Genomic DNA, 21,445 nt, shown 5'->3' with positions numbered 1-21,445 from the left:
TTCTGGTAACGCTTTCTTTCAAAAGACATTCAAAAATGTGCCGCCTTTTTAAGAACAGGCAGCACCCAGAAACTTTTATCCCCTTAAAACAATCCGTTACGCAATCCGTGCAAGTGCCGCCTTCAGCCTTACGCGTTCCGCCTGGAACGTCTCAAGGCGTTCGCGGTTTTCAGCAACGACTTCAGGCTTGGCGCGGGCCACGAAATCGGCATTGCCCAGCTTGCGCTCGACCTTGGTAATTTCACCATCGACCTTGGCACATTCCTTTTCCAGCCGCTGGCGTTCAACCGCCAGGTCAATAATCCCGGCAAGGGGAATGACCAGTGTCGCTTCGTCCACCACCAGCTGGGCTGCACCCTGAGGCATTTCACCTTCCAGCGGCAGTACTTCGGATACGCGGGCCATGCGCCCGATCGCTTCCGACCATTTGGCGGCTCGCGCCACGGTTGCCGGGGACGCGTCACGCAGCAGGACCGGGGCCAGACGGGACGGCGGCACATTCATTTCGGAACGCACGGTGCGGATCGCGCTGATAAAGCGGATCAGCCACTCCATTTCCGCACGCGCTTCCGTGGCCCCTTCCAGATGTTCGGGCTGCGGCCACGGTGCGGTAATCAGCGACCCTTCCGGCCCGAAGCCAAAATGCTGCCACAGGCTGTCGGTCACGAACGGCGTGACGGGCTGCAGCAGCCGCATGATGGTACCCAGCACGTGGGCGGCAACCGCGCGGGTCTCGACCGCTTCCGCCGTGTCGCCTGCGGCAAAGACCGGCTTGGCCAGTTCAAGGAACCAGTCACAAAAACAGTTCCAGACAAAGCGGTAGCAGACGGCGGCGTATTCATCGAATCGGAAGGATTCCAGCGCCTTTGACGCATCTTCCACCGCTTGCGCCAGTTCCGCCAGTATCCAGCGGCCCAGCGGCGACTGCACGCTGGCGGGGCTGAAGCCCGCGACCGGGGCCACGCCGTTCATTTCGCAGAAGCGCGCGGCGTTCCAGATCTTGGTAATGAAGGAGCGGTATTCCTCCACCTTTCTGCGGCCCAGCTTCACATCACGGCCCAGACCGGTCAGCGAGCAGATGCAGAACCGCATGGCGTCCGCGCCATAACTGTCGATCATTTCCAGCGGGTCGATGCCATTGCCCTTGGACTTGGACATTTTCTGCCCGCGTTCATCACGCACCAGCCCATGGATGAATACCTGCCGGAAGGGCACGTCCTTCATGAAATGCAGGCCCATCATCATCATCCGGGCCACCCAGAAGAAGATGATGTCAAAGCCCGTGACCAGCACGTCGGTCGGGTAATAGCGGGCCAGTTCCGGCGTCTGCTGCGGCCAGCCCAGCGTGGAGAACGGCCACAGCGCGGAGGAAAACCACGTATCCAGCACGTCTTCATCACGCGTCAGCACCGTGTCCTGCCCATAATGGGTCCGTGCCTGTTCCGCTGCGTCAGTTTCGTCATGGGCGACGAATACATGCCCATCCGGGCCATACCATGCCGGGATGCGGTGGCCCCACCACAACTGACGGCTGATGCACCATGGCTGGATGTCCCGCATCCAGGCGTAGAAGGTGTTTTCCCACTGCCGGGGCACGAATTCGATCTTGCCGCTTTCCACCGCGTCAATCGCGGGACCGGCAAGCGTCTTGGCATCGCAGTACCACTGCGTGGTCAGGCGCGGCTCGACCACTGCGCCACTGCGTTCGGCATGGGGCACCTGATTGGTGTGCGGTTCGATCTTTTCCAGCCATTCCAGGCGCTCAAGTTCCGCCACCATGGCCTTGCGCGCTTCATCACGCGGCATGCCTTCCAGCGCACGGACGAAGGCGGGATCGGCCAGACCGTCCTCGGCGCGCAGTTCCGCCTTGATTTCGGCAAGGGTAATGCGGGCTTCCTCATCCAGCACGCTTGGCATATCCAGCTTGTGGCGGCGACCGACCTCAAAGTCATTGAAGTCATGGGCAGGCGTGATCTTGACCGCGCCACTACCCTTGGTCGGGTCCGAGTGTTCATCGGCCACGATGGGGATACGCCGGCCCGTCAGCGGCAGGATGACATTCTTGCCCACCAGGTCAGCAAAACGCTCATCTTCCGGGTGCACGGCCACGGCCATGTCACCCAGCATGGTTTCGGGACGGGTGGTGGCGACCGTGATGGTACGACCTGGCTGCCCTTCAACAGGGTAGCGGATATACCACAGGTTGCCACGCGTTTCGCGGTTATCGACTTCCAGATCTGAAATGGCGGAGCGGAAGGCGGGGTCCCAGTTGACCAGCCGGCGGTCACGATAGATCAGCCCTTCGCGGTAGAGGGTGACAAACACCTCCTTCACCGCATCGGACAGGCCATCATCCATGGTGAAGCGTTCACGCGGCCAGTCCAGTGACCCGCCAAGGCGGCGCAACTGCTTTGTAATGCCGCCGCCGGATTCGGCCTTCCATTCCCATACGCGTTCAATGAAAGCATCACGGCCCATTTCCTGCCGGGATGTGCCTTCCTTCTGCAGCATCCGTTCGACCACCAGCTGGGTCGCGATGCCCGCGTGATCGGTGCCCGGCTGCCACAGCGTATCGCGCCCCTGCATGCGCCGCCAGCGAATCAGCGTATCCTGCAGGGTCATGGTCAGGGCATGGCCAATATGCAGCGTGCCCGTGACGTTGGGGGGCGGAATCATGATGGTGTAGGGACTGGCAGCACTGCTCGGCTGGGCGCTGAAAGCGCCACTGGCCTCCCACAGGGCATAGAGGGAAGTTTCTGTCCCGTCGGGGGAGAACGACTTGTCAAGCATCACGAAAAACCAGATCCACCATAATCAGACGCAGGGCAGGACAACGCGCCCGGCCAAGGGCAGATATACCCCAAACCGGCGCGAAGGGAACGGCGCGCATGCAATCTTTATCGGCCTCACGTCCACCCGCCCTGACCGGAACCACCTGCAATCATGCACAGGTCATGTCATCCGCTGCCGGATGTGATCGGCAATACATGCGTATCGCGTCAGCGCCCCGGCTGGCTGGTGGCGTAATCGCTGATCCCCCACAGCCGGTCATGCACGGCGCGGTAATAGGCCTGTTCATCATAAAGCGGGACATCAAGATTCAGGTCGCGCGCAGTCAGCCGCCCGATGGCCGCCGTGGCCTGATAGGAGGACTGTACAAGGTTGCCCGCGCTACGCACCAGCGCGATCTGCGCCTGAAGCAGGGTTTCCTGCTGCTGCAGTACCGCAAGGGTGGTGGTGGTACCCACAATGGCCTGACGCTGCATGCCGTGCAGGGCCGCGGCGTCGGCGGCGACGGCTTCACGGTTGCTGTCGATCGCCTCGCGGTTGGCCTGCATGCGCTGCCAGCTGGCCGCTGCCAGCTGGATCGCGGCACGGCGGCGCACGTCCACCGTACGGGCGGCCTCGGCCGCCTGCTGGCGGGCCATACGCACGGCGGCATATTCGCCCCCCCCCTGATACAGTGGCATGGAGGCGCTGACGAGCGCATATTTGTTATCGCTCAGCGAACGGCCCTCTTCCTGATTGATGGCGTGCGAGTAGGCTGCCTCGGCATTGATTGTAGGCATCAGGGCGGCAAAGGCCACGCCTACGGCGTCCTTTTTCGCAGCCTCGTCAAACAGTGCGCCGATGACTTCGGGATTATTCTGCACCGCCTGCGTCATGGCGTCCTGTTCCGTATGCAGCGGCAGCACCAGCGGCTGGGGCGGCGTCAGGTCATCAGGCGCGTCACTGCCGACCACCTGCCGGTAAGTCGCGCGGTCAGCCTGCAACGTGCCTTCGGCCAGTTGACGGACCGCGCGCGCATTGGCCAGCGCACCCTGCGCCTGCGCAACGTCGGTATGGGTGATTTCACCGCCATGCGCGCGTAATTCGGTCGCATGCAGCTGGGCGGCATAGACCTGTTCGTTATTGATGTCGATGCTCAGGATCTGTTCATCTTCCACCACGTTGATGTAGGCGCTGACCACATCGGAAAAGACCTGCTGCTCCGCCTCGATCAGGCGCGCGCGCTCCGCCATGACGGCATGCCGCGCCTTGTGCGTATTCGCCGTCGTCCTGCCACCACTGTAGATCGGCTGCGAAATGCTGACCCCGCCGGAATAACCAGGACTGTCGTAACGACGCATATACCCGCCGGCTTCCCCTGCAGCCGGGGCCATGCGCATCAGTCCCGAATAATAGGACATGTTGGCGCTGCCGGTAATGGTGGGACGCCACCCACCCAATGCCTGCGGGACCTGTTCATCCGTCGCCCGCAGGGTGGCACGTTCCTGCCGCAGCACGGGATTGGTCAGGTAAGCCATGGCCAGCGCGGCCTTGAGGGTATGGGGAGTATCCTGCTCCCCTCCCGCCTGGGGCATCGGCACGCGCGCCAGCGCCGTGCCACAGCACAGGATTGCCGCACTACCCGCCCCGATTGCCCAGTTTCCCCTCATGACCGTCCCTGCCCGCCTGAAATGCCATGCGGGAACGCATTGCGGCCCGCATGACATCCTTACGGACAGGATATTGCGCAGGGGTTAACCCGGCTGCCCGATCATGCCCCCTTCTTCAGAAGACAAAGGCAGGGGCCGGTTCAAGCTCAGGCAGCAGGGGAACCGCGACATCAAACAGCGGCTGAACCGCGCTGCCCTGTGCCGTGCGCACGATGCGACTGACGGATATCACCCCGGAATCAGCGCAGACCGGCGCGATCACACGCCCGTCCTGCGCCAGTTGCGCCAGTACCGCCGGGGGTATTTCGCGTACCGCCCCGTCAATCATGACAAGGTCATATGGCCCGTCATCCGGTGCGCCATGAACCAGCGCGCCATCACGCCAGTGCACATCGGGAGCCCATGTGAAACACAGCGCGCGACCGATATCCGCCAGCCGCCGTTCCGATTCGAGGGCGACAACTTCCAGCGACTCCCCCATGGTGGACAGCAATGCCGCGAGGTATCCGGTACCCGCACCCACCACCAGCACGCGTTCACCCCTGACGGCCTGCGCCACCTGCAGCATGCGCCCCGTCACGCGCGGCTCGGTCAGGTAGCGCCCTTCCCCCAACGGCAGATTCTGGTCAGCATAGGCAAAGGCGCGCAGCGCATCAGGCACCGCCAGTTCGCGCGGCAGCGCGCGCATGGCCGCGATCACATGGGGATTGCTGACCTGTGCGGGACGGATCTGGGCATCGACCATGCGCTGGCGGGCCGCGACAAAATCAAGAGGCACATAATCGGGGTCTGTCTTGTCCATAACGTTTCCTTGAAACACAATGCCCTGACGGGAAAGATCTCGGCCGCCCGGCCGGACGGGCAACATTTTCCCGGCTTTTTTTCTATTTATGCGCCGCTTTTACACCGAAACAACGCCCTTCCTGCACACAACGGCTTGACCTGAGGCACATTTCGGCAGATATAGCGCCAGAGCCGCTGAGGTCTGGTGGCAGAATGGTGATGCAGCGGACTGCAAATCCGCGTACGTGGGTTCGATTCCCGCCCAGACCTCCACTCGCTTCCCCTGAAATGCAGGACGTTCCAGGTCTTCGCCTGAAGGCTGTTTTAAAAGCCTGCAAACGATAAAGAAGTTTTGGGGTGAAGTGTCTTTCATAAAGCTTTAGAAAACGCTGCCTTTAAAAAGTAAGGAAGCACCTGCAAGCATTTATCCATCCATAGTCTACATTCAGACAATTTTTCAGGTGCATGTGTAAACCTTGTCCAAGGGTTTATACCGGCCATATCATATCCAGATATATTCTAATTGCGATCATACAGCCGCCTGCGCCCGCCGGACCTGAACCATGATGCGCGTACGGCCCGATTTTCCCGCCTGCACCCGTCCGCCGAGAAGCCTGACCCGGCATGCCTGACGCCATCGCCTGCATAATATCCTTCCGTACCATCATCGCCCGGTTTCTTCCCTCGGCAGGTCATGTCATGTTCAGGGCATGAAACCGACCCTGCTCATCAGCGGCTGCCTGTCCGGCCAGCCCGTCCGGTATGATGGCACCGCGCGAACACTGATGCAGGACAGTCTGGCGCGCTGGCAGGCAGAGGGGCGGGTCATAGCCTTCTGCCCCGAAACCGCCGCAGGCCTGCCGACACCCCGGCCACCCGCTGAAATCATCCGGAGTCAGGACGGTGCCGCCGTTCTGGACGGATCAGGCCGCGTATGTGAAGCAGACGGCCATGATGTCTCCGCCCCCTTTCTGACCGGGGCCTACATGATGCTGGATCTGGCACGGCGCCATGACTGCCGGTTCGCCCTGCTGATGGACGGCAGCCCTTCCTGCGGCAGCAGCTTCATCTATGATGGTCAGTTCACTGGCACGCGCCATGCAGGACAGGGCGTTACGGCGGCACTGCTGCGCCGCAACGGAATTGCGGTCTATGCCCCGTCCCTGTTTGCCCGCCTTGAAGCCATGATGGACTGAACAATCCGTTATTCAGGATTGAATTTAATAGGTGTGCCAAAGGACATTGTGGCCTGCTCCATGATACAAATCCCTATTTTTCTACACTCGACAGCGTGGCGCGATATAGGCTGGGCCAGTTCCCTAATGGCGCACTTCCTCCACAGGTCTCCTAAACGTTCATGCTCGTCAGTATGAAATGTGCCAGCATCTTTCGCGTCCGGGTCATCAGGCGATCCTGTTCGCCCCGTTCAAGCACGATATGCGGGTGAAAGACGGGAATGTATGGCAATGTCGGCGGAACAGGAACCCGCTGGTCGGGCGGTTTCCCCTGCGTATCAATGCGGTCGGGCCACTCACACGACCCTGCCGTTCATCAATCCGTGACTGGGCCGTGACAAACCCCATCAGTGGTATAGTCCTTATCTATCATCGGCAAAGCCTCTGGCCTCGCAGGACAGCCGATTATCACAGGCGACAAACCAGTTACCATAGCTGTCGTAAGATGGTTCCGCCGCCCGTGCCGTCCCAACGAGCAGCAACAGCATTACAAACAGCCAGTTTTTCATTCAGGTGCCTTGCGCATCATGTTCCTGCCCGGTTCGTGCAGATTCATGCAAGAAACCGGCAACGACACAGGTATCTGACAATAACCGCCGGTATCGTTTTCAATCGCAGGGATGACGGGAACAGCGGTGAATTCAGCCACAATCCGGTCATTCCATCATGAATGCGGGACCTTTACGCCATCAGTCCGACGGTAGACGGCCTTTATATTATTGTTGCCCCACGTCCTGCTGCAATACCTTTCCCGGTGTTGGCGCAGCCTGCACCAATGCCACGATGCCGGGGGTAATATCAGGCAACAGGTCACCTGCGGGCTGGGCGTGGCCGCGGACCGCAAGCATGGAAGCCGATGCGGCAGACTGTCCCTGCGCCGTTGCGACGACGGCTTCGGCGCGTTCACGCCAACTGGTTGCGGGACGATCCATGGCATCCAGCCCCGCCTGCGCCAGTTGCGCCAGCAGGGCGGATGCGGGCAGCACTTCCGCAACAGAGGGATCACGTTGTGCCAGCCGCCGCAGGCGGATGTCATTTCCCCGCCAGTTTTCCAGCCGGGCATGCAGGCTGGCAGCCAGATCCTTCTGCCCCGCAAGATAAGACAGCACATCATGGTAAAACAGGGTGGCCTGCGCATTGTCCGTCGCCGCGATGTCAGCGGCATGATCCAGCGGGCGCGGATCTGCGGTGGGGGCAACGCGGCTGGGGCCAAATACATGGTTATGGGCGTAATTGCGCACCGGACTGGTTACGGACAGCAGGGTCGCCAGTGGCGTCACATCATCGGGGACCAGTCGCGCCATCATACGCGCACGGTCAGCCGTGGCGCGATTGCCCAGCAGTTCCAGTTCCGCCTGAACAACCGGCAGGCGGGCAGCAAGGCTGGCCTCATCACGCACACTGGCTGGCGACCAGAACCGTTCTGCCAGTGCGGCGGCCCGTGGCCACAGCCGGTTATCGAGCATTTCCTCCGTCACGATTTCCGTCCACAGGGCGGTTTCCGCCCCCATGACACGGGCATCCTGCGCCGGCGTCATACGAGCTGCAGGATCCAGTGCGAAGGGTTCAAAAAAAGGTGCATGGGCCTGCGCCACCTGATCGGGCGGCAGGCCGTTGCCCTGTGGGTCCAGTGGGTCAACCCGGTAATGCGCCACCGCAGGCAACAGCAGGTCGAGGTAATATCCCGACGACACCACAACCGGATGCCCCGCCTGCGTGGCCGCCGCCGTATACCGTGACCCTCGCCATGGCTCGATCACGATGCTGGCGGGTATCGGGGCGTCCAGCAGTTCGTCCCAACCCATCATGATCTTGCCATCACGTGTCAGCATGTCATGCACATGTTGCGTATACATGGCCTGCAGGGCGGCGGTGGTATAGCCATGCTGCTGCATCCAGGCGTTTATACGTGGGTTTCCCGTCCATTCATCGGGCCGGACTTCATCACCACCCACATGGAAATAGGCATCGGGAAACAGTCCAGCCATTTCATGGTACAGCCGGGCGATAAAATCACGGGCCTGCGGACTGGTCGGGTCAATCGCGGCCCGGACCACCCGTTTGGGATCCATGGGGGCAGCCACGGGCTGGGCCGCATATTGCGGATAGGCCAGCAGCAATGCGTAGCTATGCCCCGGCGTATCGAATTCCGGCACGATGCGGATACCGCGCTGCGCCGCATAGGCCACCAGTTCGCGTATCTGCCGCTGCGTATAATACTGCCCGTGAGACGCCACCTGCTGCAGGCGGGGATACAGCCTGCTTTCCACCCGGAACCCCTGCCCGTCTGACAGATGCAGGTGCAGCACATTCAGTTTTGTCAGCTCCATCATGTCCAGTTGGCGCTCAAGCGCGGCAAGGGACATGAAATGCCGGCTGACATCCACCAGCAGACCCCGCCATGCAAAACGCGGGGCGTCATCAATCCCGACCGCATCCAGCACCGGCCCGCCATCCCGCCGTTCCACCAGTTGCAGCAGCGTTGCCAGACCACGCAGCACGCCCGCCGGTCCATCCGCTTCCAGCGTCGCCCCCTGTGTATCGGTCCGCAGGGTGTAGTGTTCATGCATGTGAATGGACAGCATATCCGCATCCCGCGCCAGGCAATGGATACGCAGGGTCAGCCCCGGTCGCCCCATCGGTGCGGCGTCACGCCCGGACAGGGCGGCAAGGCGTTGCATGAAACGTTCCACCGCATAGTCCAGCAAGGCGGATCGCATCCCCTGCCATTCCACCACCACCCCTCCGGTCAGCGGCATTGCGCCGGACTGAAGATGGTAAGCCCGTGGCTGCGGCATCAGTGCAGACCCTGCCACCGCCGCAGGCATATGCGCACATAGTCCCGCCATGAACACAAGCGGCAGGCCAGAGCGGAAACGGCGGATATCGGGCATGGCGGCACTATTCCCCGTAAAGAAGCACTTCAGTATAAAACATTGAAAAAGAATAAAAATTCCAAGTACACCCTTAATTTTTTGAAAAAAGCTTCACCAAAAAAATTCCTTATAATCTGCACGACATTGCACAGGCGGCCCGTCATGCTGCCCCATTATCGTCTGTCCCCCAAGTCCGGGTTCGACCGCCCCGCACGCTCCATCCACAGTGCATATCCGCCGATGATGCCATAGGCGAGCAGCATGATACCCATAAAGGAAGGCTTCATACCGACAACCGGGATCAGGCCAGCAAAAAGCTGCGGCATGAACGCCCCTCCTGAAAACGCCATAACCAGCAGTGCCGTAGCAAGATACTGCCCGTTGCCCGCCACCTGCAGGACAAGGGGAAACAGGATCGGCATCATCATGGCATTGGCCAGCCCCAGCAGTGCCACGCACAGGACCGACCCGACACCCGGCATCATGGTCGCGGCAAAACACAGTACCATCCCCAGAACAGTGGATGAGAGCAGATAGCGGACTGCCCCGCACAGGGCGGGTACCATGACCGTCCCGGCCGCATAACCCGCCAGCATGGCCCCCAATGTAAGTGAGGTCAGGAACCGCGCCTGCCCCAGCGAAATTCCCATCCCCCGCCCATAAACGCCAATGGCATCCCCCGCCATGACTTCCACACCCACATATATGAACACCACGGCAATCCCCACCCATGCCCGGACGGGCATACGCCCGGAACGCGGCATGGTGTCATCGGTATCAACCAGCCGGATATCAGGCAGGCCCGCATGGCGCAGCCCAAGGGCTACCAGCAGCAGAGCAACCGCCAGGCAGCGATAGGGCATCACCACGGCATGGGCGAATGTAGCCAGTACAGCCTCGCGCTGTTCCCTGTCCCCTGCATTGGCCAGATGGGTCATGACGTCGCCAATATCGTACATGACCAGAACAGAAAATATAATTGGTGCGATAATTCCTGATACCTTGTTGGCGATCCCCATGGTCGCGATACGGCGTGCCGCCCCCTGTGGCGGCCCCAGCATGGTAACATATGGATTGACCGTGACCTGCAGCAGCGTCAGCCCCGCCCCCAGCACGGACAGTCCCGCCAGCGCACCGGGATACCAGCGCCCACCCACGCATTCGCCGAATACCGACGTGCCTGCCGCCATGATGACAAGGGCCAGCACAATCCCGTCGCGCAGTCCCATCCGCCGCGCCAGTCCCATCGCGGGAAAGGCGCAGACAAGATAGGACAGGTAAAAACACATCGGCACCAGAAACGCCCCCACCGGGCCAAGGCCGAAAGCCACCTGCACGAAGGTAATCAATGGCCCGTTCAGCCATGTGACAAAGCCGATGATGAAAAACAGCCCGGCCATGACAGCCAGTGGGCGCATGCCATGGGCGCTGTCCATTCCCGCCATACGATGCTGGACCAAGTCGTTTCCCTTCTGCCGGGGTGCAGTCTGTGCCGCGCCCTGATTGTAATGGATACGCAACATGATACATGGAAATGACAGCCGCAAACCTGCATATTTCGTGCCTGGACGCGACCTGCTATGCCGGACGTGACCCGCAACAGGACAGGCTTGGCTCCCACATGCGCCTGCATTCTCCATGGCACCCGCACCTGCCACCCGGTGATGCGTCCCCCGCCGAACGTCTGGCGGACGCGCTGGCGGATGACATCCTGAGGGAAAAGCTGGATGCGGGTGATCGCCTGCCCGCGCATCGTGACCTGGCGTGGCGACTGGGCATAGGGGTGGGCAGCGTTACGCGCGCCTATGCCATGCTGGAACGTCGCGGACTGGTGCGCAGCGTGCGCGGGCGCGGCATGTTCGTGGCCTCCCGCCCCGGCGGGTCGGGGCATATGATCGACCTGTCAGCCAACATGCCGCCGCCCATGTTCGGCAATCGCGCCCTGGCCCGCACGCTGGACCGCCTTGCCCATACGGTCGATCCGGCACTGTTCAATGTCTATCCCCCCATCGCCGGGCATATCGAACACCGCCGGATCATGAGCCACTGGCTGACAGAACTGGGGGTGGACATGCCCCCCGACCGCCTGCTGCTGACCAGCGGGGCGCAGCAGGCCCTTGGCGTGGCCGTAAGCGTATGCAGCAGGGTCCGCACCATCGCCATAACCGAAGAACTGGCTTATCCCGGCATGCTGTCCCTGCTGCGACAGGCGGGGCTGCTGCCCCATGGCCTGCCCATGGACCGGCATGGCCTGTTGCCCGGACCGCTTGAGCGCATGCTGCGCGCCCACGGGACAGGCCGATGCGTGCTGTATGTGACCCCCACCATGCATAATCCCACCACCGCCACCATGGATCAGACCCGCAGGCATGATATCGCGCGGATATGCCGGGCGCATGATGCCCTGATTATCGAGGACGATGTCTATGACTGCGCGCGCGACGATCTTCTGCCGCCGCTGGTGACGCTGACACCGGAGCGGACGTTTTACGTCAACAGCCTGTCCAAGACCCTCAGCCCCGGATTGCGTATCGGAACACTTGCGCCCCCTGCCCGTTTCATGGCCGCGGCACAGGACGCCCTGTTGAATTCATCGCTTATGATCGCGCCATTGTCCTATGCCATGATGGCGCAGTGGATGCTGGATGGCACTGCGGCGTCCGTCCGGCGCGCATTACGGGGCGAGGCAGGACGACGGCGCGAACTGGCCCTGCGCCTCCTCGGCCCGGTCCTGACAGCGCCGTCCTATGACGCCTTTCACGCATGGATGCCCATGTCGGTGGAACAGGCTGCGGCGTTTGTCTCTGCCGCCGCATGTCAAGATGTGCGGGTCACCCCGGCACAGCCCTTCATGGCGGATCCGGATGTCTGCACAAAGGGCGGCATACGGCTGTGCCTTGGCCCGGCTGGCCTGCCCGACCTGACGGAAGCCCTGCACCGCCTGCGTCACGTACATGAGAGGATGCAACAATAGTGTCACGTGACACTTTCTTCGTAGAAGGAAAGTGTCACAGCATCCTATCATCCGCGGACCAGACAGTAAGCCAAGGACAGTCCATGACAGAGCAGCCCATTACGGTCATCGCCACCATACGCGTCCGTCCCGACCATGAAAAAGTGGCAATCGCTGCCATCCATGACTGCGTGAAGGCATCCCGGCTGGAAAAAACCAACATCTCCTACCAATGCCATCGTGATATATCGGATCGTGAGGTTCTTGTGTTCGTGGAACGCTGGACCAGCCCTGAAGCGCTGGCCGAACATGAAACCACGCCACATTTTCAGGCAATGGCGGAAGTGTTCAAAACCGCGCTGGCCGAACCGCTGCATGTGCGCATTACACGTGAAATCTGATACCGGACCGCTGCGGCAGCTGGGCCGCCTCGCCATCGCGCTGTTCCTGTCCTACATGGCGGTGGCGCTACCGCTGGCGGCCCTGCCGGTCGCCATCCTGCACTGGTCGGGTTACGGCAACGGGCTGGCAGGACTGGCGGTGGGCATTGCATTCTTTTCCACCATCCTCAGCCGTAATCATGCCGGCGCCTTTGCCGACATCAAGGGGGGACGACCGTGCATGCGCGCGGGGCTGGCGCTGTATGTGGCGGCCAGCCTGATCTGCGTGATGGCGGGAGTGACCGGCCTGCCCCATGGCGCACGCTATGCCATCGTAATCGCGGGACGGCTGCTGCTGGGGATCGGGGAAAGCCTGACCATAGTGGGCATGCTGGGCTGGGGTATCGGCCTTATGGGCCAGCAGCGCGCGGGACGGGTACTGGCATGGACGGGGGCGGCCATGTATGGGGCCTTTGCCGTGGGGGGACCGATCGGGCTTGCGATATACAACTACTGGGGGCTGGGTGTCCTTATGCTGGTATCCGCCCTGCTGCCGCTGGTGGGGTTGGCGCTGGTGCACAGCGTACCACCTTCCCGGCCGCATGCGGGGGGAAGGCCCCCGTTCTGGCGTATTCTGGGCACCATCCGCTGGCAGGGTATCGCGGTGGCGTTGCAGGGGGTGGGGTTTGCAGCCCTTGGTGCCTTCCTGCCACTGCGTTTCCTGCATGCACACTGGCCTTATGCCGGGCTGGGACTGACCTGTTTCGGAGTGGCGTTCGTAGCTGGCCGCGTCATGTGCGGGCACCTGCCCGACCGTATTGGCGGGCTGAAGGTGGCGCTGTTTTCCCTGTTGATCGAGGCAGCGGGACAGTACCTGCTATGGTATGCGCCCACGCCACTGCTGGCGTTGGCGGGCGCGGTGCTGACCGGGGCCGGATGTTCCATGGTCTATCCCTCCCTTGGGGTGGAGGTCGTGCGACTGGTCGCCCCGCACATGCGCGGCACGGCGCTGGGTGGATTTGCCGCGTTTCAGGATCTGGCCTATGGCGCGACCGGGCCACTGGCCGGGCTTCTGGCGGACCGTTACGGATATGGCGTCGTCTTTCTGGTGGGGGGGCTGTGCGCTACGGGCGGTGCAGCCATCATCCTTGGCCTGCTCAATGCCCGGCATGAGGAAAAACCAGCATGACGGCGCGTCCCGTCTATATCCTTGGCACCTGTGACACCAAACATGCGGAACTGGTCTATATCCGCCAATGCCTGCATGCACGTGGGGTTACGGGACTGATCGTGGATGTCAGCACGCGCGGTACGCCTGCGGATGCGGATGTCAGCGCACGCACGGTGGCAGCCTTCCACCCCGATGGCGAAAGCGCCGTATTCCGTGGCGAACGCGGGCGTTCCATCGGCGCAATGGCTGTTGCCCTGCGCCATTACCTGCTGGCGCGCACCGACATGGCGGGCGTGATCGCCGTTGGCGGGTCCGGTGGCACGGCGCTGGTGGCGCCTGCGTTGCAGGCGCTGCGGCTGGGGCTGCCCAAGCTTGTGGTTTCCACCGTGGCGTCAGGCAATACCGCGCCCTATGTCGGGGGATCGGACATTGCCATGCTGTATTCCGTAACCGACATGGAAGGGCTGAACCGCCTGTCGCGCGTTATCCTGTGCAACGCCGCCAATGCCATGGCGGGTATGGTGCTGGCCCCATGCCATATTCCCCCAGATCCCCGTCCCGCCATTGGCCTGACCATGTTTGGCGTGACCACGCCATGTGTTGATCATATCGTCCATGACCTGTCGGGACAGTTTGACTGCCTGGTATTCCATGCCACCGGCACTGGCGGACAGGCGATGGAACGACTGGCGGATGACGGGGTCATGCGCGGTTTCATTGATGTGACACTGACCGAGTTCTGCGATCTGGTGGCAGGCGGCATTTTCCCGTGCGATACGGACCGCCTTGGTGCCGTCATCCGCACGCAATACCCGTATGTGGGCAGTTGCGGTGGGCTGGACATGGTCAATTTCGGCGCGCGCGCCAGTGTGCCCGAACGCTACCGTGACCGCGTGTTTGTCGAACACAATCCCCAGATCACCCTTATGCGCACCAGCCCGGCAGAGTGCCGCGCCATGGGTCATATGATCGGCCACCAGTTGAACCGGTGCGAAGGGGAGGTCCGCTTCCTTTACCCCGAGGGCGGTTTTTCCCTGCTGGACCAGCCGGGCGCGCCGTTTCACGATCCGGTGGCGGATGAAGCCTTTTACAACGCCCTGTCCGAAACACTGGACCAGACCCCGCGCCGAAAGCTGATCCGCCTGCCCCATGCGATCAACGACCCGGCCTTTGCCGATGCGCTTTCGCATGAATTTTCCCGTATTTTCATGAAGGACACAGATAATGCCCAGTATTCCCCGCAGTGAGATCCTTGCCAAATTCCGTACCATGATCGCCACGCGCAAGCCCATCGTGGGTGGTGGCGCTGGTACCGGCCTGTCTGCCAAATGCGAGGCTGCAGGCGGGATCGACCTGATCGTGATCTATAATTCCGGCCGGTACCGCATGGCGGGCCGGGGGTCGCTGGCGGGGCTGCTGGCCTACGGCAACGCCAACCAGATCGTCATGGAAATGGCGCGTGAAGTCCTGCCCGTCGTGCCCAATACGCCGGTACTGGCGGGAGTGAATGGCACCGATCCGTTCGTGGATTTTGATGTCTTCCTTGATGACGTCAAGCGCGTCGGCTTCTCGGGCATCCAGAACTTTCCCACCGTGGGACTGATTGACGGCAATTTCCGCAAGAACCTTGAGGAAACCGGCATGAGCTACAGCATGGAGGTGGACGTCGTCGCCCGCGCCAACCACAAAGACCTGCTGACCACGCCCTATGTCTTTGACCCCGCCAATGCCGTGGATATGGCAAAAGCGGGCGCTGACGTGCTGGTGGCCCATATGGGGCTGACGACTGGCGGCGCGATCGGGGCGGAAACCGCCTTTACGCTGGATGACTGCATTGAACGCATCAATGCGATTACCGATGCCGCGCGCAGCGTGCGCCCTGACATCATCGCCCTGTGCCATGGCGGCCCGATTGCCATGCCGGCTGATGCGCAGAAAGTCCTGTCCGCCTGCCCGGACTGCCATGGCTTTTACGGTGCCTCCAGCATGGAACGCCTGCCGGTTGAGCTCGCCCTGACCGAACAGACCCGCAACTTCAAGTCCCTGACCCGCTAAAAGGAATTTGAAATATTAAACGTTTTGGGTGCCGCTTTTTTTAAAGCTTGACCAGAAACTTCTGTTTATTGCCGTTCCGGTCCTGCCTGCCATGGCTGCTGTTCCAGCATGGGCGGCATGCCGGACGGGGCGCACAGGCTACGACCGAAAGCCTGCCTCAGCGCGCCTTTGCGCAGCGGTAGCACAAGGGTCGCAGGCATGATGCAGTAACCCGGATCAAACGCATTGCCTGACACCCAGCGCAGGGCTGTCCTGACCTGCCCGCCCGGGCGCAGCACGCTGTCTGGCATGGCTACGGCCTGCTGCCACCGGACCGGAATGGCGCGATGGTGCTCGTCCTCAAACAGCAGCGGGCCGAATGATGCCAGCGAACAGGCCCGTGGACCCGTGTTGCGTAATACAAGCCACATGCCACCATGCATCATGCCATCAAACACGCCCTGTCCATCATCCAGCACCATGACCGTGTGACGGAATGTGCAGTCACGCACGGAACGGGCATGGCCGCATAACGGTAGGAGGAACAGACCAAGAGCCATGGCTGTCGCCAGCCACCGCATCATGCCCCCCGGCGCTGCCGTGCCGCAGGATTTACGTCAAAATGCACGACATGGCCGGTAGCTGGGTCAAGATGACAGGCCCATGTAAACGCCACCCAGCGCATCGGACCTGTGGCTGGCATGTACTGGCCGCGCCCTTCTATCAGGGCCGGACTGAGCACGACCTGACTACCGGGACGATCGTCCTGCAGGAAGAAGCGATGTGGCAGCGCACCCCTGCGCACCAGCACCGAGCGCGCAACGTCCTGACACAGGAAGGTGGTCATCTGCCACGCCATGTCCTGGCCCATGATACCGGGACGCTCCCGCGCGGGCAGTGCGGTGATGCGCTGTGTGATGATCTGCTGTTCCACGGGCGAAGGGGACACATTTTCCGTCGCCCGCGCGTCGGCAAACGGTCCCACGCAGACAGCCGCCAGGCACAGGCCGCCTGTGGCCATGGCGCGCCCCACGCGGCCAGATGGCGTGGAGACATGAAAAATGGCGGGATCCATGGTCATGATGATGTTTTTCCGTCCATCGATGGTCCGGGTATATCAGGCTGATATCCCGCGCGGACCTGCCGTAGAGTCACGCCCGCCATTGAACGTGCCGTGTACCGTTTGGGCACTGCGATGCGTTGCGCCAGATAGATCCCTGAATGCCCCGAACAGACATAAGCCACGAAACAGCCCGTAGCGAAATAGACGATATCCGCCGCGCCAAACAGTTCAACTCCCATAAGCGTACAGGCCAGTGGCGTATTGGCCGCACCGGCGAACACGGCCACGAACCCCACTGCCGCCAGCAGGTCCACCGGCGCATGCAGGATACCGGACAGTGTATTGCCCAATCCGGCCCCGATAAAGAACAGGGGCGTAACCTCCCCGCCCTTGAAGCCCGCTGCCAGTACCGCAACGGTAAAGACCAGCTTCCACGCCCATGCCAGTGGATAGTGCCCCGGGCCGAAGAAATCGAGGATCGACGCGCCCCCATCCTCCGGGGCGATAATTCCCAGCCCCAGATAATCCCGTGACCCGCATATCCATACCAGCGCAATGGTCAGCACCCCGCCAATGCCGGGCCGTAGCCACGGCATTGGGCAGGCACGCCGCAACAGGGCGGCAACCCGATGTACGGATTCAGCAAACAACAGGCTGGCCAGGCCAAACGCCACCCCCGCCACCATCACCTTGGCCAGCAGGATGATGTCCGCATGGAAAAATCGCCCATCCCGCCCGGCATAACCATGGAAGCCAAGGGTATAGGGCACGTGTTCGATCCCCCATGCATGACAGACCCAGTCGGCCACCGTGGCGGCAAGGATAACGGGAACCAGCGCGCCATATTCAATGCGCCCCACCCGCAGCACTTCCATACCGAACACGGCCCCCGCCACCGGCGTGCCGAATACGGCGGCAAAACCTGCGGCAATGCCGGACATGAGCAGGATGCGGATTTCATGCACGTCACGCAGGCGGCACAGGCGCCCGATCGCACTGGCGATGCTGCCGCCCATCTGCACCGCCGTGCCCTCGCGCCCGACCGATGCGCCAAACAGGTGGCTGACAACCGTCCCCACCAGCACCAGTGGCGCCATGCGCAGGGGCACGCCGCCGCCGGGTTCGTGAATCTGGTCCACGATCAGGTTATTGCCCCCCTCCGCCGTGCGACCGAACCAGTGATAGAGCAGACCGATCGCAATCCCGGCCGCCGGCAGGCCATACAGCAGCCATGGGTGGGACACCCGTGTCCCTGCCGCCTGATCCAGCAACCACAGGAACACGGCGCACGCACTGCCGACACACGCTGACAGCCCGACAAGAAGACACGCCCATTTCAGCAACATGACCGCCACACGGCAGCCATCGCGCATTATTACGTCAATATTCATTGATATTCGCCAGACCCGGCAATTTTTTCATGGAATAGCAGGCAGTTCCGGCCTGCACGCGGACATGATGTCTATGACCCTACACGGATTCCTCCCCTTGTTGCCGTAATGGCATTGGGTAGGAATCATCAGCTCCCACTGGCAGGGAGCGGTTCGACCAACATGGTCCGGCAGAGTCCATTGCCGTCCATCCTTAAAAGCCCGGATCGCAACTATGGTCAAGCATGATCACATGACCGCAACACTGTTCCTGCCCGGGCTACGGTCATGCATCATTCCTGACAGACAGCACGCATCATGGATGCGTGCCGCATACCATCAGGGTCCCGAACGTGTGCGGGACAGTTTCAAACGCTACCAGGGAAATTTTTTAATGAAGCTTTTTTCCAAAAAGACATCAGGGGGGGAACCCCTTTTTCAAAAAGAGGGTGCAAAAGAAACCTTGTTATTTTTTATCAATACGTTGTTTTGAAGAAATCCCTGACAGATCAGTATCCCCGCCCGGGATCGCATAGCAGCGCGGGACGCTCGTTGCGTTCCATCTGGCCGATGACATCCACGACATAACGCACCTGTGCCTCCCGCGAGGCTTCGGATGCCACATGCGGCGTGACCGTGATCCGTTCATGGCTCCATAACGGGTCCCCTGCCGGCAGCGGTTCGGGCACGGTCACATCCAGCACGGCCCCGCCCAGCACGCCTTCATCCAGCGCGCGGATAAGGTCCGCCTGCACCACATGATTGCCCCGGCCCACATTGATCAGCCCCGCCCCGCGCGGCAGTTGCGCAAGCAGGTCATAATTGATCATGCCGCGCGTCTGGGTCGTGCTGGGCAGCAGGTTGACCAGAATATCCACGTCACGCAGGAATCCGGGCAGTGCTTCATCACCAGCGAATACGCGGATCCCCGGCACATCCCGGGGCGAACGTCGCCAGCCCGACACCATGAAACCGACATGGTGCAGGTGACGCGCCACATACGCACCCAGGTGCCCCATGCCCATGATGCCTACCCGCGTCTCGGTGCTGGTGCGCGACACGCGGTTATTGCGCCATACTTCCACCGCCTGCTGCAGCGCCCATGTCCGGGCATCGCGCAGCAGCCCCAGCGCCGCCCATAATACATAATCAGCCATCAGGCCCGCCGTCTGGTCCCCGCCCATGCGGACCAGCGGGACATGGACGGGAAAGGCAGGGTCATCCAGCAGGTGGTTGACACCTGCCCCGGTGCAGATAATCGCACGCAATCCCTTCATGCGGGCCAGATCAGTGGAGGACGGTGTCCAGACCAGCGCGTAATCATCCGCCTGCGGCTCCAGACCGGGGTCATACCATGAACAGGTTTCCAGATCCGGGGCGACATGATGGAAGACGGCGCGCCATCCTGCCACGGCATCGGGTCCATCCGCGCTGATAATAAGCCGTGCCATCCACTCTCTCTCCCTTAATGGCCTGCCGTTCCTGCGCCATGGCCTACTTTCCTGACGGCGGCAGGCATGATTGCCGTGACCTGGTTTTACGAATACGCGCTATTTCCCGTCGCATCCATTTTCAGCCAACATGCACAATGGACAGAACGGACAATTTTTACAATACTGACTGTATAATTCATTCAGGAATTGACAAAATTATTAAACAAAACAAACAAAATATAAGTAAATACTACAAAACCACACTCAATACAATACACAAAACCAGTTCATTTCATACACGGCATGAGTATGCCGACGCATGGCAATGGAAACGTTACGATAGTGGGTAGGCACTCCCCTGCAAAATATCAATAATACGTAGTTTACTTTAAATTCGTGCAAACCATCCCTATCCGTCCCGGCCCTCTCGATAGGCACCAGGGGTCACGCCGGTCCATGAACGGAAGGCACGGTGAAAGCCGGACACTTCTGTATAGCCAAGCGAAAAGCCGATTTCCTTGATGGAACGGTCACTGTCGCGCAGCATGGCCTGCGCCAGACGGGCCATGTGTTCGTTGACAAGATCCTGGAAGCGCACCCCCTCCAGCGCCAGCATGCGGCGCAGGGTCCGCGCGCCCATGCCCAGATCGGCGGCGACGACCTCCAGCGTGGGACGTGCGGCATTTGGCGGCGCGCGGAACTGGGCGCTTATGCTCTGTCGGACGCGTTCGACAATGCTCAGGCTCTGGTTGATCCGCGCCAACATGTTTTCACAGTAATCCGCCATCATGTTGGCTGCGATATCATTCGCCATTTCGGGCATGCTGCCCAGATGGCTGCGGCAGATACGGATTGCATTTTCCGCGCATGAAAAACGCACCGGACAGGAAAAATACCGCATGTACAGCGCTGCATGATCCGGTCGAGGCACCACCAGACGGATTTCCGCCAGGTCCAGCCCACTGGTTTCCAGCCACGCGCTCCAGTTACCCAGCCATTCTTCCACCAGATACAGCAGGGTACGCGCGGGCAGTTCGGGCAGGACACGCGCGCCGATCACGGCATGGCGGGCATCTTCGACCAGATTCTGCCGGATGCGGATGCCATAGCCCAGCAGGGCCTGATAACGGATGAAGCGGCTTATGGCTTCCCGCCATGTCGGCGCGCTGATGCAGGCATAGCCCACCACCCCGAAATCGGCTGCGTTGATATGCCGCCCGGCCAGAAAACCCAGCCCCGGTACCGTGACTTCCGTCAGGATACAGTCCAGCAGGCGCACATAATCCCCGTACAGGATATGCGATCCCCCCAGCCGCAGGCCGGAGCGGTCAAGCCCGAAACGGGTCAGGATATGGGCAACGGATACACCACGCGATTCCAGCACCTGCAACAGCTTGTTCAGGTGCATGCCCGGTATCTGCAACGCGAACTGCCCCAGTTCCGGACTGCCCGCGGGGGGGGCATCCATCTGGGAGGAGGCCGTATCAGGACCGGCTGGCGTCATCTGCATCCCCTGCCGCCCCGTTGCTGGCCGACTGCCGACACAAACAGAACCCGCACCAGCCCCTGCACATAACCACAGCTGCGTCCCATTCCCTTATCCGTGTTACTCCTGTCCCTGCGCTTCATGGGGCATGAATAACACCAACCCGCCCCTCCTGCCTATCTCCGCGTGTCGGGCATTGCGTGACAGCACGACATTTCCGGA

The 21,445-nt window shown here is 61.4% G+C and carries 18 protein-coding genes, 1 tRNA gene and 1 riboswitch; of the genes, 8 read left to right on the top strand and 11 right to left on the bottom strand.

The annotated features are described in order from the left end of the window. Positions 1–96: 96 nt before the first annotated feature. The 3 genes from ACE2AA_RS16320 to ACE2AA_RS16310 form a co-directional block, all read right to left on the bottom strand. Positions 97–2,790: a valine--tRNA ligase gene (locus ACE2AA_RS16320; protein ID WP_395372240.1), complete on the bottom strand. Its 2,694-nt coding sequence runs from the start codon at positions 2,788–2,790 to the stop codon at positions 97–99. A 209-nt stretch (positions 2,791–2,999) separates the two neighbouring features. Further along, positions 3,000–4,439 carry a TolC family outer membrane protein gene (locus ACE2AA_RS16315; RefSeq protein WP_141259335.1) on the bottom strand — a complete coding sequence of 480 codons (1,440 nt, stop codon included), beginning with the start codon at positions 4,437–4,439 and terminating at the stop codon, positions 3,000–3,002. Between the two features lie 115 nt (positions 4,440–4,554). Continuing rightward, positions 4,555–5,241: a protein-L-isoaspartate O-methyltransferase gene (locus ACE2AA_RS16310; RefSeq protein ID WP_141259334.1), complete on the bottom strand. Its 687-nt coding sequence runs from the start codon at positions 5,239–5,241 to the stop codon at positions 4,555–4,557. 180 nt (positions 5,242–5,421) lie between these two features. Here ACE2AA_RS16310 and ACE2AA_RS16305 point away from each other — a divergent pair. Both ACE2AA_RS16305 and ACE2AA_RS16300 read left to right on the top strand, forming a co-directional pair. Then, positions 5,422–5,495 (top strand) — tRNA-Cys (locus ACE2AA_RS16305). 437 nt (positions 5,496–5,932) lie between these two features. Continuing rightward, entirely contained in the window at positions 5,933–6,418 is a 486-nt protein-coding gene (locus ACE2AA_RS16300) for a DUF523 domain-containing protein (protein WP_141298599.1), read from the top strand. A 544-nt stretch (positions 6,419–6,962) separates the two neighbouring features. Here the strand turns inward: ACE2AA_RS16300 and ACE2AA_RS16295 are convergent. The 3 genes from ACE2AA_RS16295 to gluP form a co-directional block, all read right to left on the bottom strand. Then, the gene (locus tag ACE2AA_RS16295) at positions 6,963–7,106 is read right to left on the bottom strand and encodes a hypothetical protein (RefSeq protein WP_395370516.1); all 144 of its coding nucleotides are present in this window, start codon (positions 7,104–7,106) and stop codon (positions 6,963–6,965) included. A gap of 67 nt (positions 7,107–7,173) precedes the next feature. Then, positions 7,174–9,351, bottom strand: coding sequence for a beta-N-acetylhexosaminidase (locus ACE2AA_RS16290; RefSeq protein ID WP_395370515.1), 2,178 nt, complete (start codon positions 9,349–9,351; stop codon positions 7,174–7,176). 155 nt (positions 9,352–9,506) lie between these two features. Further along, positions 9,507–10,793: a glucose/galactose MFS transporter gene (gluP, locus tag ACE2AA_RS16285; RefSeq protein WP_395370513.1), complete on the bottom strand. Its 1,287-nt coding sequence runs from the start codon at positions 10,791–10,793 to the stop codon at positions 9,507–9,509. 74 nt (positions 10,794–10,867) lie between these two features. Here gluP and ACE2AA_RS16280 point away from each other — a divergent pair, with 74 nt between their 5' ends. The 5 genes from ACE2AA_RS16280 (at position 10,868) to ACE2AA_RS16260 (ending at position 15,892) form a co-directional block, all read left to right on the top strand. Next, on the top strand, positions 10,868–12,307 hold the full coding sequence (locus ACE2AA_RS16280) for a PLP-dependent aminotransferase family protein (protein WP_395370511.1): 1,440 nt from the start codon (positions 10,868–10,870) through the stop codon (positions 12,305–12,307). Between the two features lie 83 nt (positions 12,308–12,390). Next, positions 12,391–12,687, top strand: coding sequence for a putative quinol monooxygenase (locus ACE2AA_RS16275; RefSeq protein WP_141259330.1), 297 nt, complete (start codon positions 12,391–12,393; stop codon positions 12,685–12,687). After that, the gene (locus ACE2AA_RS16270; protein WP_395370509.1) at positions 12,662–13,855 is read left to right on the top strand and encodes an arabinose transporter; all 1,194 of its coding nucleotides are present in this window, start codon (positions 12,662–12,664) and stop codon (positions 13,853–13,855) included. The genes ACE2AA_RS16275 and ACE2AA_RS16270 overlap by 26 nt, the downstream gene beginning before the upstream one ends. Further along, positions 13,852–15,084: a Tm-1-like ATP-binding domain-containing protein gene (locus tag ACE2AA_RS16265; protein ID WP_395370507.1), complete on the top strand. Its 1,233-nt coding sequence runs from the start codon at positions 13,852–13,854 to the stop codon at positions 15,082–15,084. Before ACE2AA_RS16270 ends, ACE2AA_RS16265 begins: the two co-directional genes overlap by 4 nt. Beyond that, positions 15,062–15,892 (top strand): phosphoenolpyruvate hydrolase family protein, encoded by an 831-nt coding sequence (locus tag ACE2AA_RS16260; protein ID WP_141259327.1) that lies wholly within the window; start codon positions 15,062–15,064, stop codon positions 15,890–15,892. Before ACE2AA_RS16265 ends, ACE2AA_RS16260 begins: the two co-directional genes overlap by 23 nt. Positions 15,893–15,957: 65 nt before the next feature. On the opposite strand, the gene ACE2AA_RS16255 is transcribed toward ACE2AA_RS16260, so the two are convergent. From ACE2AA_RS16255 to ACE2AA_RS16245, 3 genes are read right to left on the bottom strand one after another with little or no spacing between them, the layout of a single operon-like run. Further along, positions 15,958–16,455, bottom strand: coding sequence for a DUF4232 domain-containing protein (locus tag ACE2AA_RS16255; protein ID WP_395370504.1), 498 nt, complete (start codon positions 16,453–16,455; stop codon positions 15,958–15,960). After that, entirely contained in the window at positions 16,452–16,952 is a 501-nt protein-coding gene (locus ACE2AA_RS16250) for a hypothetical protein (RefSeq protein ID WP_395370502.1), read from the bottom strand. Before ACE2AA_RS16250 ends, ACE2AA_RS16255 begins: the two co-directional genes overlap by 4 nt. Further along, on the bottom strand, positions 16,949–18,325 hold the full coding sequence (locus ACE2AA_RS16245; protein ID WP_141259325.1) for a voltage-gated chloride channel family protein: 1,377 nt from the start codon (positions 18,323–18,325) through the stop codon (positions 16,949–16,951). The genes ACE2AA_RS16250 and ACE2AA_RS16245 overlap by 4 nt, the downstream gene beginning before the upstream one ends. A 112-nt stretch (positions 18,326–18,437) precedes the next feature. Continuing rightward, positions 18,438–18,519, bottom strand: a riboswitch (Fluoride riboswitch). A gap of 38 nt (positions 18,520–18,557) precedes the next feature. Between ACE2AA_RS16245 and ACE2AA_RS16240 the strand changes: the two genes are divergently transcribed. Then, entirely contained in the window at positions 18,558–18,797 is a 240-nt protein-coding gene (locus ACE2AA_RS16240) for a hypothetical protein (protein ID WP_395370501.1), read from the top strand. 16 nt (positions 18,798–18,813) lie between these two features. On the opposite strand, the gene ACE2AA_RS16235 is transcribed toward ACE2AA_RS16240, so the two are convergent. Beyond that, positions 18,814–19,755: a glyoxylate/hydroxypyruvate reductase A gene (locus ACE2AA_RS16235; RefSeq protein ID WP_141302588.1), complete on the bottom strand. Its 942-nt coding sequence runs from the start codon at positions 19,753–19,755 to the stop codon at positions 18,814–18,816. 391 nt (positions 19,756–20,146) lie between these two features. After that, positions 20,147–21,241 (bottom strand): AraC family transcriptional regulator, encoded by a 1,095-nt coding sequence (locus tag ACE2AA_RS16230; protein WP_227002278.1) that lies wholly within the window; start codon positions 21,239–21,241, stop codon positions 20,147–20,149. Between the last annotated feature and the right edge of the window lie 204 nt (positions 21,242–21,445).

The sequence above is a fragment of the Komagataeibacter diospyri genome (assembly GCF_043995075.1).
Lineage (GTDB): Bacteria > Pseudomonadota > Alphaproteobacteria > Acetobacterales > Acetobacteraceae > Komagataeibacter > Komagataeibacter diospyri.
The sequence above is the reverse complement of the archived record's forward strand: the minus strand, read 5'-3'. Positions and strand labels throughout refer to the sequence as shown.

Bases quoted from the DNA above. Each gene is read 5' to 3' on its own strand.
- ACE2AA_RS16265 (WP_395370507.1), top strand. From the start codon at position 13,852: ATGACGGCGCGTCCCGTCTATATCCTTGGCACCTGTGACACCAAACAT.
- ACE2AA_RS16260 (WP_141259327.1), top strand. From the start codon at position 15,062: ATGCCCAGTATTCCCCGCAGTGAGATCCTTGCCAAATTCCGTACCATG.
- ACE2AA_RS16300 (WP_141298599.1), top strand. From the start codon at position 5,933: ATGAAACCGACCCTGCTCATCAGCGGCTGCCTGTCCGGCCAGCCCGTC.
- ACE2AA_RS16290 (WP_395370515.1), bottom strand. From the start codon at position 9,351: ATGCCCGATATCCGCCGTTTCCGCTCTGGCCTGCCGCTTGTGTTCATG.
- ACE2AA_RS16250 (WP_395370502.1), bottom strand. From the start codon at position 16,952: ATGACCATGGATCCCGCCATTTTTCATGTCTCCACGCCATCTGGCCGC.
- ACE2AA_RS16230 (WP_227002278.1), bottom strand. From the start codon at position 21,241: ATGACGCCAGCCGGTCCTGATACGGCCTCCTCCCAGATGGATGCCCCC.
- ACE2AA_RS16280 (WP_395370511.1), top strand. From the start codon at position 10,868: ATGACAGCCGCAAACCTGCATATTTCGTGCCTGGACGCGACCTGCTAT.
- ACE2AA_RS16270 (WP_395370509.1), top strand. From the start codon at position 12,662: ATGTGCGCATTACACGTGAAATCTGATACCGGACCGCTGCGGCAGCTG.
- ACE2AA_RS16320 (WP_395372240.1), bottom strand. From the start codon at position 2,790: ATGCTTGACAAGTCGTTCTCCCCCGACGGGACAGAAACTTCCCTCTAT.
- ACE2AA_RS16235 (WP_141302588.1), bottom strand. From the start codon at position 19,755: ATGGCACGGCTTATTATCAGCGCGGATGGACCCGATGCCGTGGCAGGA.
- ACE2AA_RS16315 (WP_141259335.1), bottom strand. From the start codon at position 4,439: ATGAGGGGAAACTGGGCAATCGGGGCGGGTAGTGCGGCAATCCTGTGC.
- ACE2AA_RS16275 (WP_141259330.1), top strand. From the start codon at position 12,391: ATGACAGAGCAGCCCATTACGGTCATCGCCACCATACGCGTCCGTCCC.
- ACE2AA_RS16255 (WP_395370504.1), bottom strand. From the start codon at position 16,455: ATGATGCGGTGGCTGGCGACAGCCATGGCTCTTGGTCTGTTCCTCCTA.
- ACE2AA_RS16240 (WP_395370501.1), top strand. From the start codon at position 18,558: ATGACCGCAACACTGTTCCTGCCCGGGCTACGGTCATGCATCATTCCT.
- ACE2AA_RS16310 (WP_141259334.1), bottom strand. From the start codon at position 5,241: ATGGACAAGACAGACCCCGATTATGTGCCTCTTGATTTTGTCGCGGCC.
- ACE2AA_RS16245 (WP_141259325.1), bottom strand. From the start codon at position 18,325: ATGAATATTGACGTAATAATGCGCGATGGCTGCCGTGTGGCGGTCATG.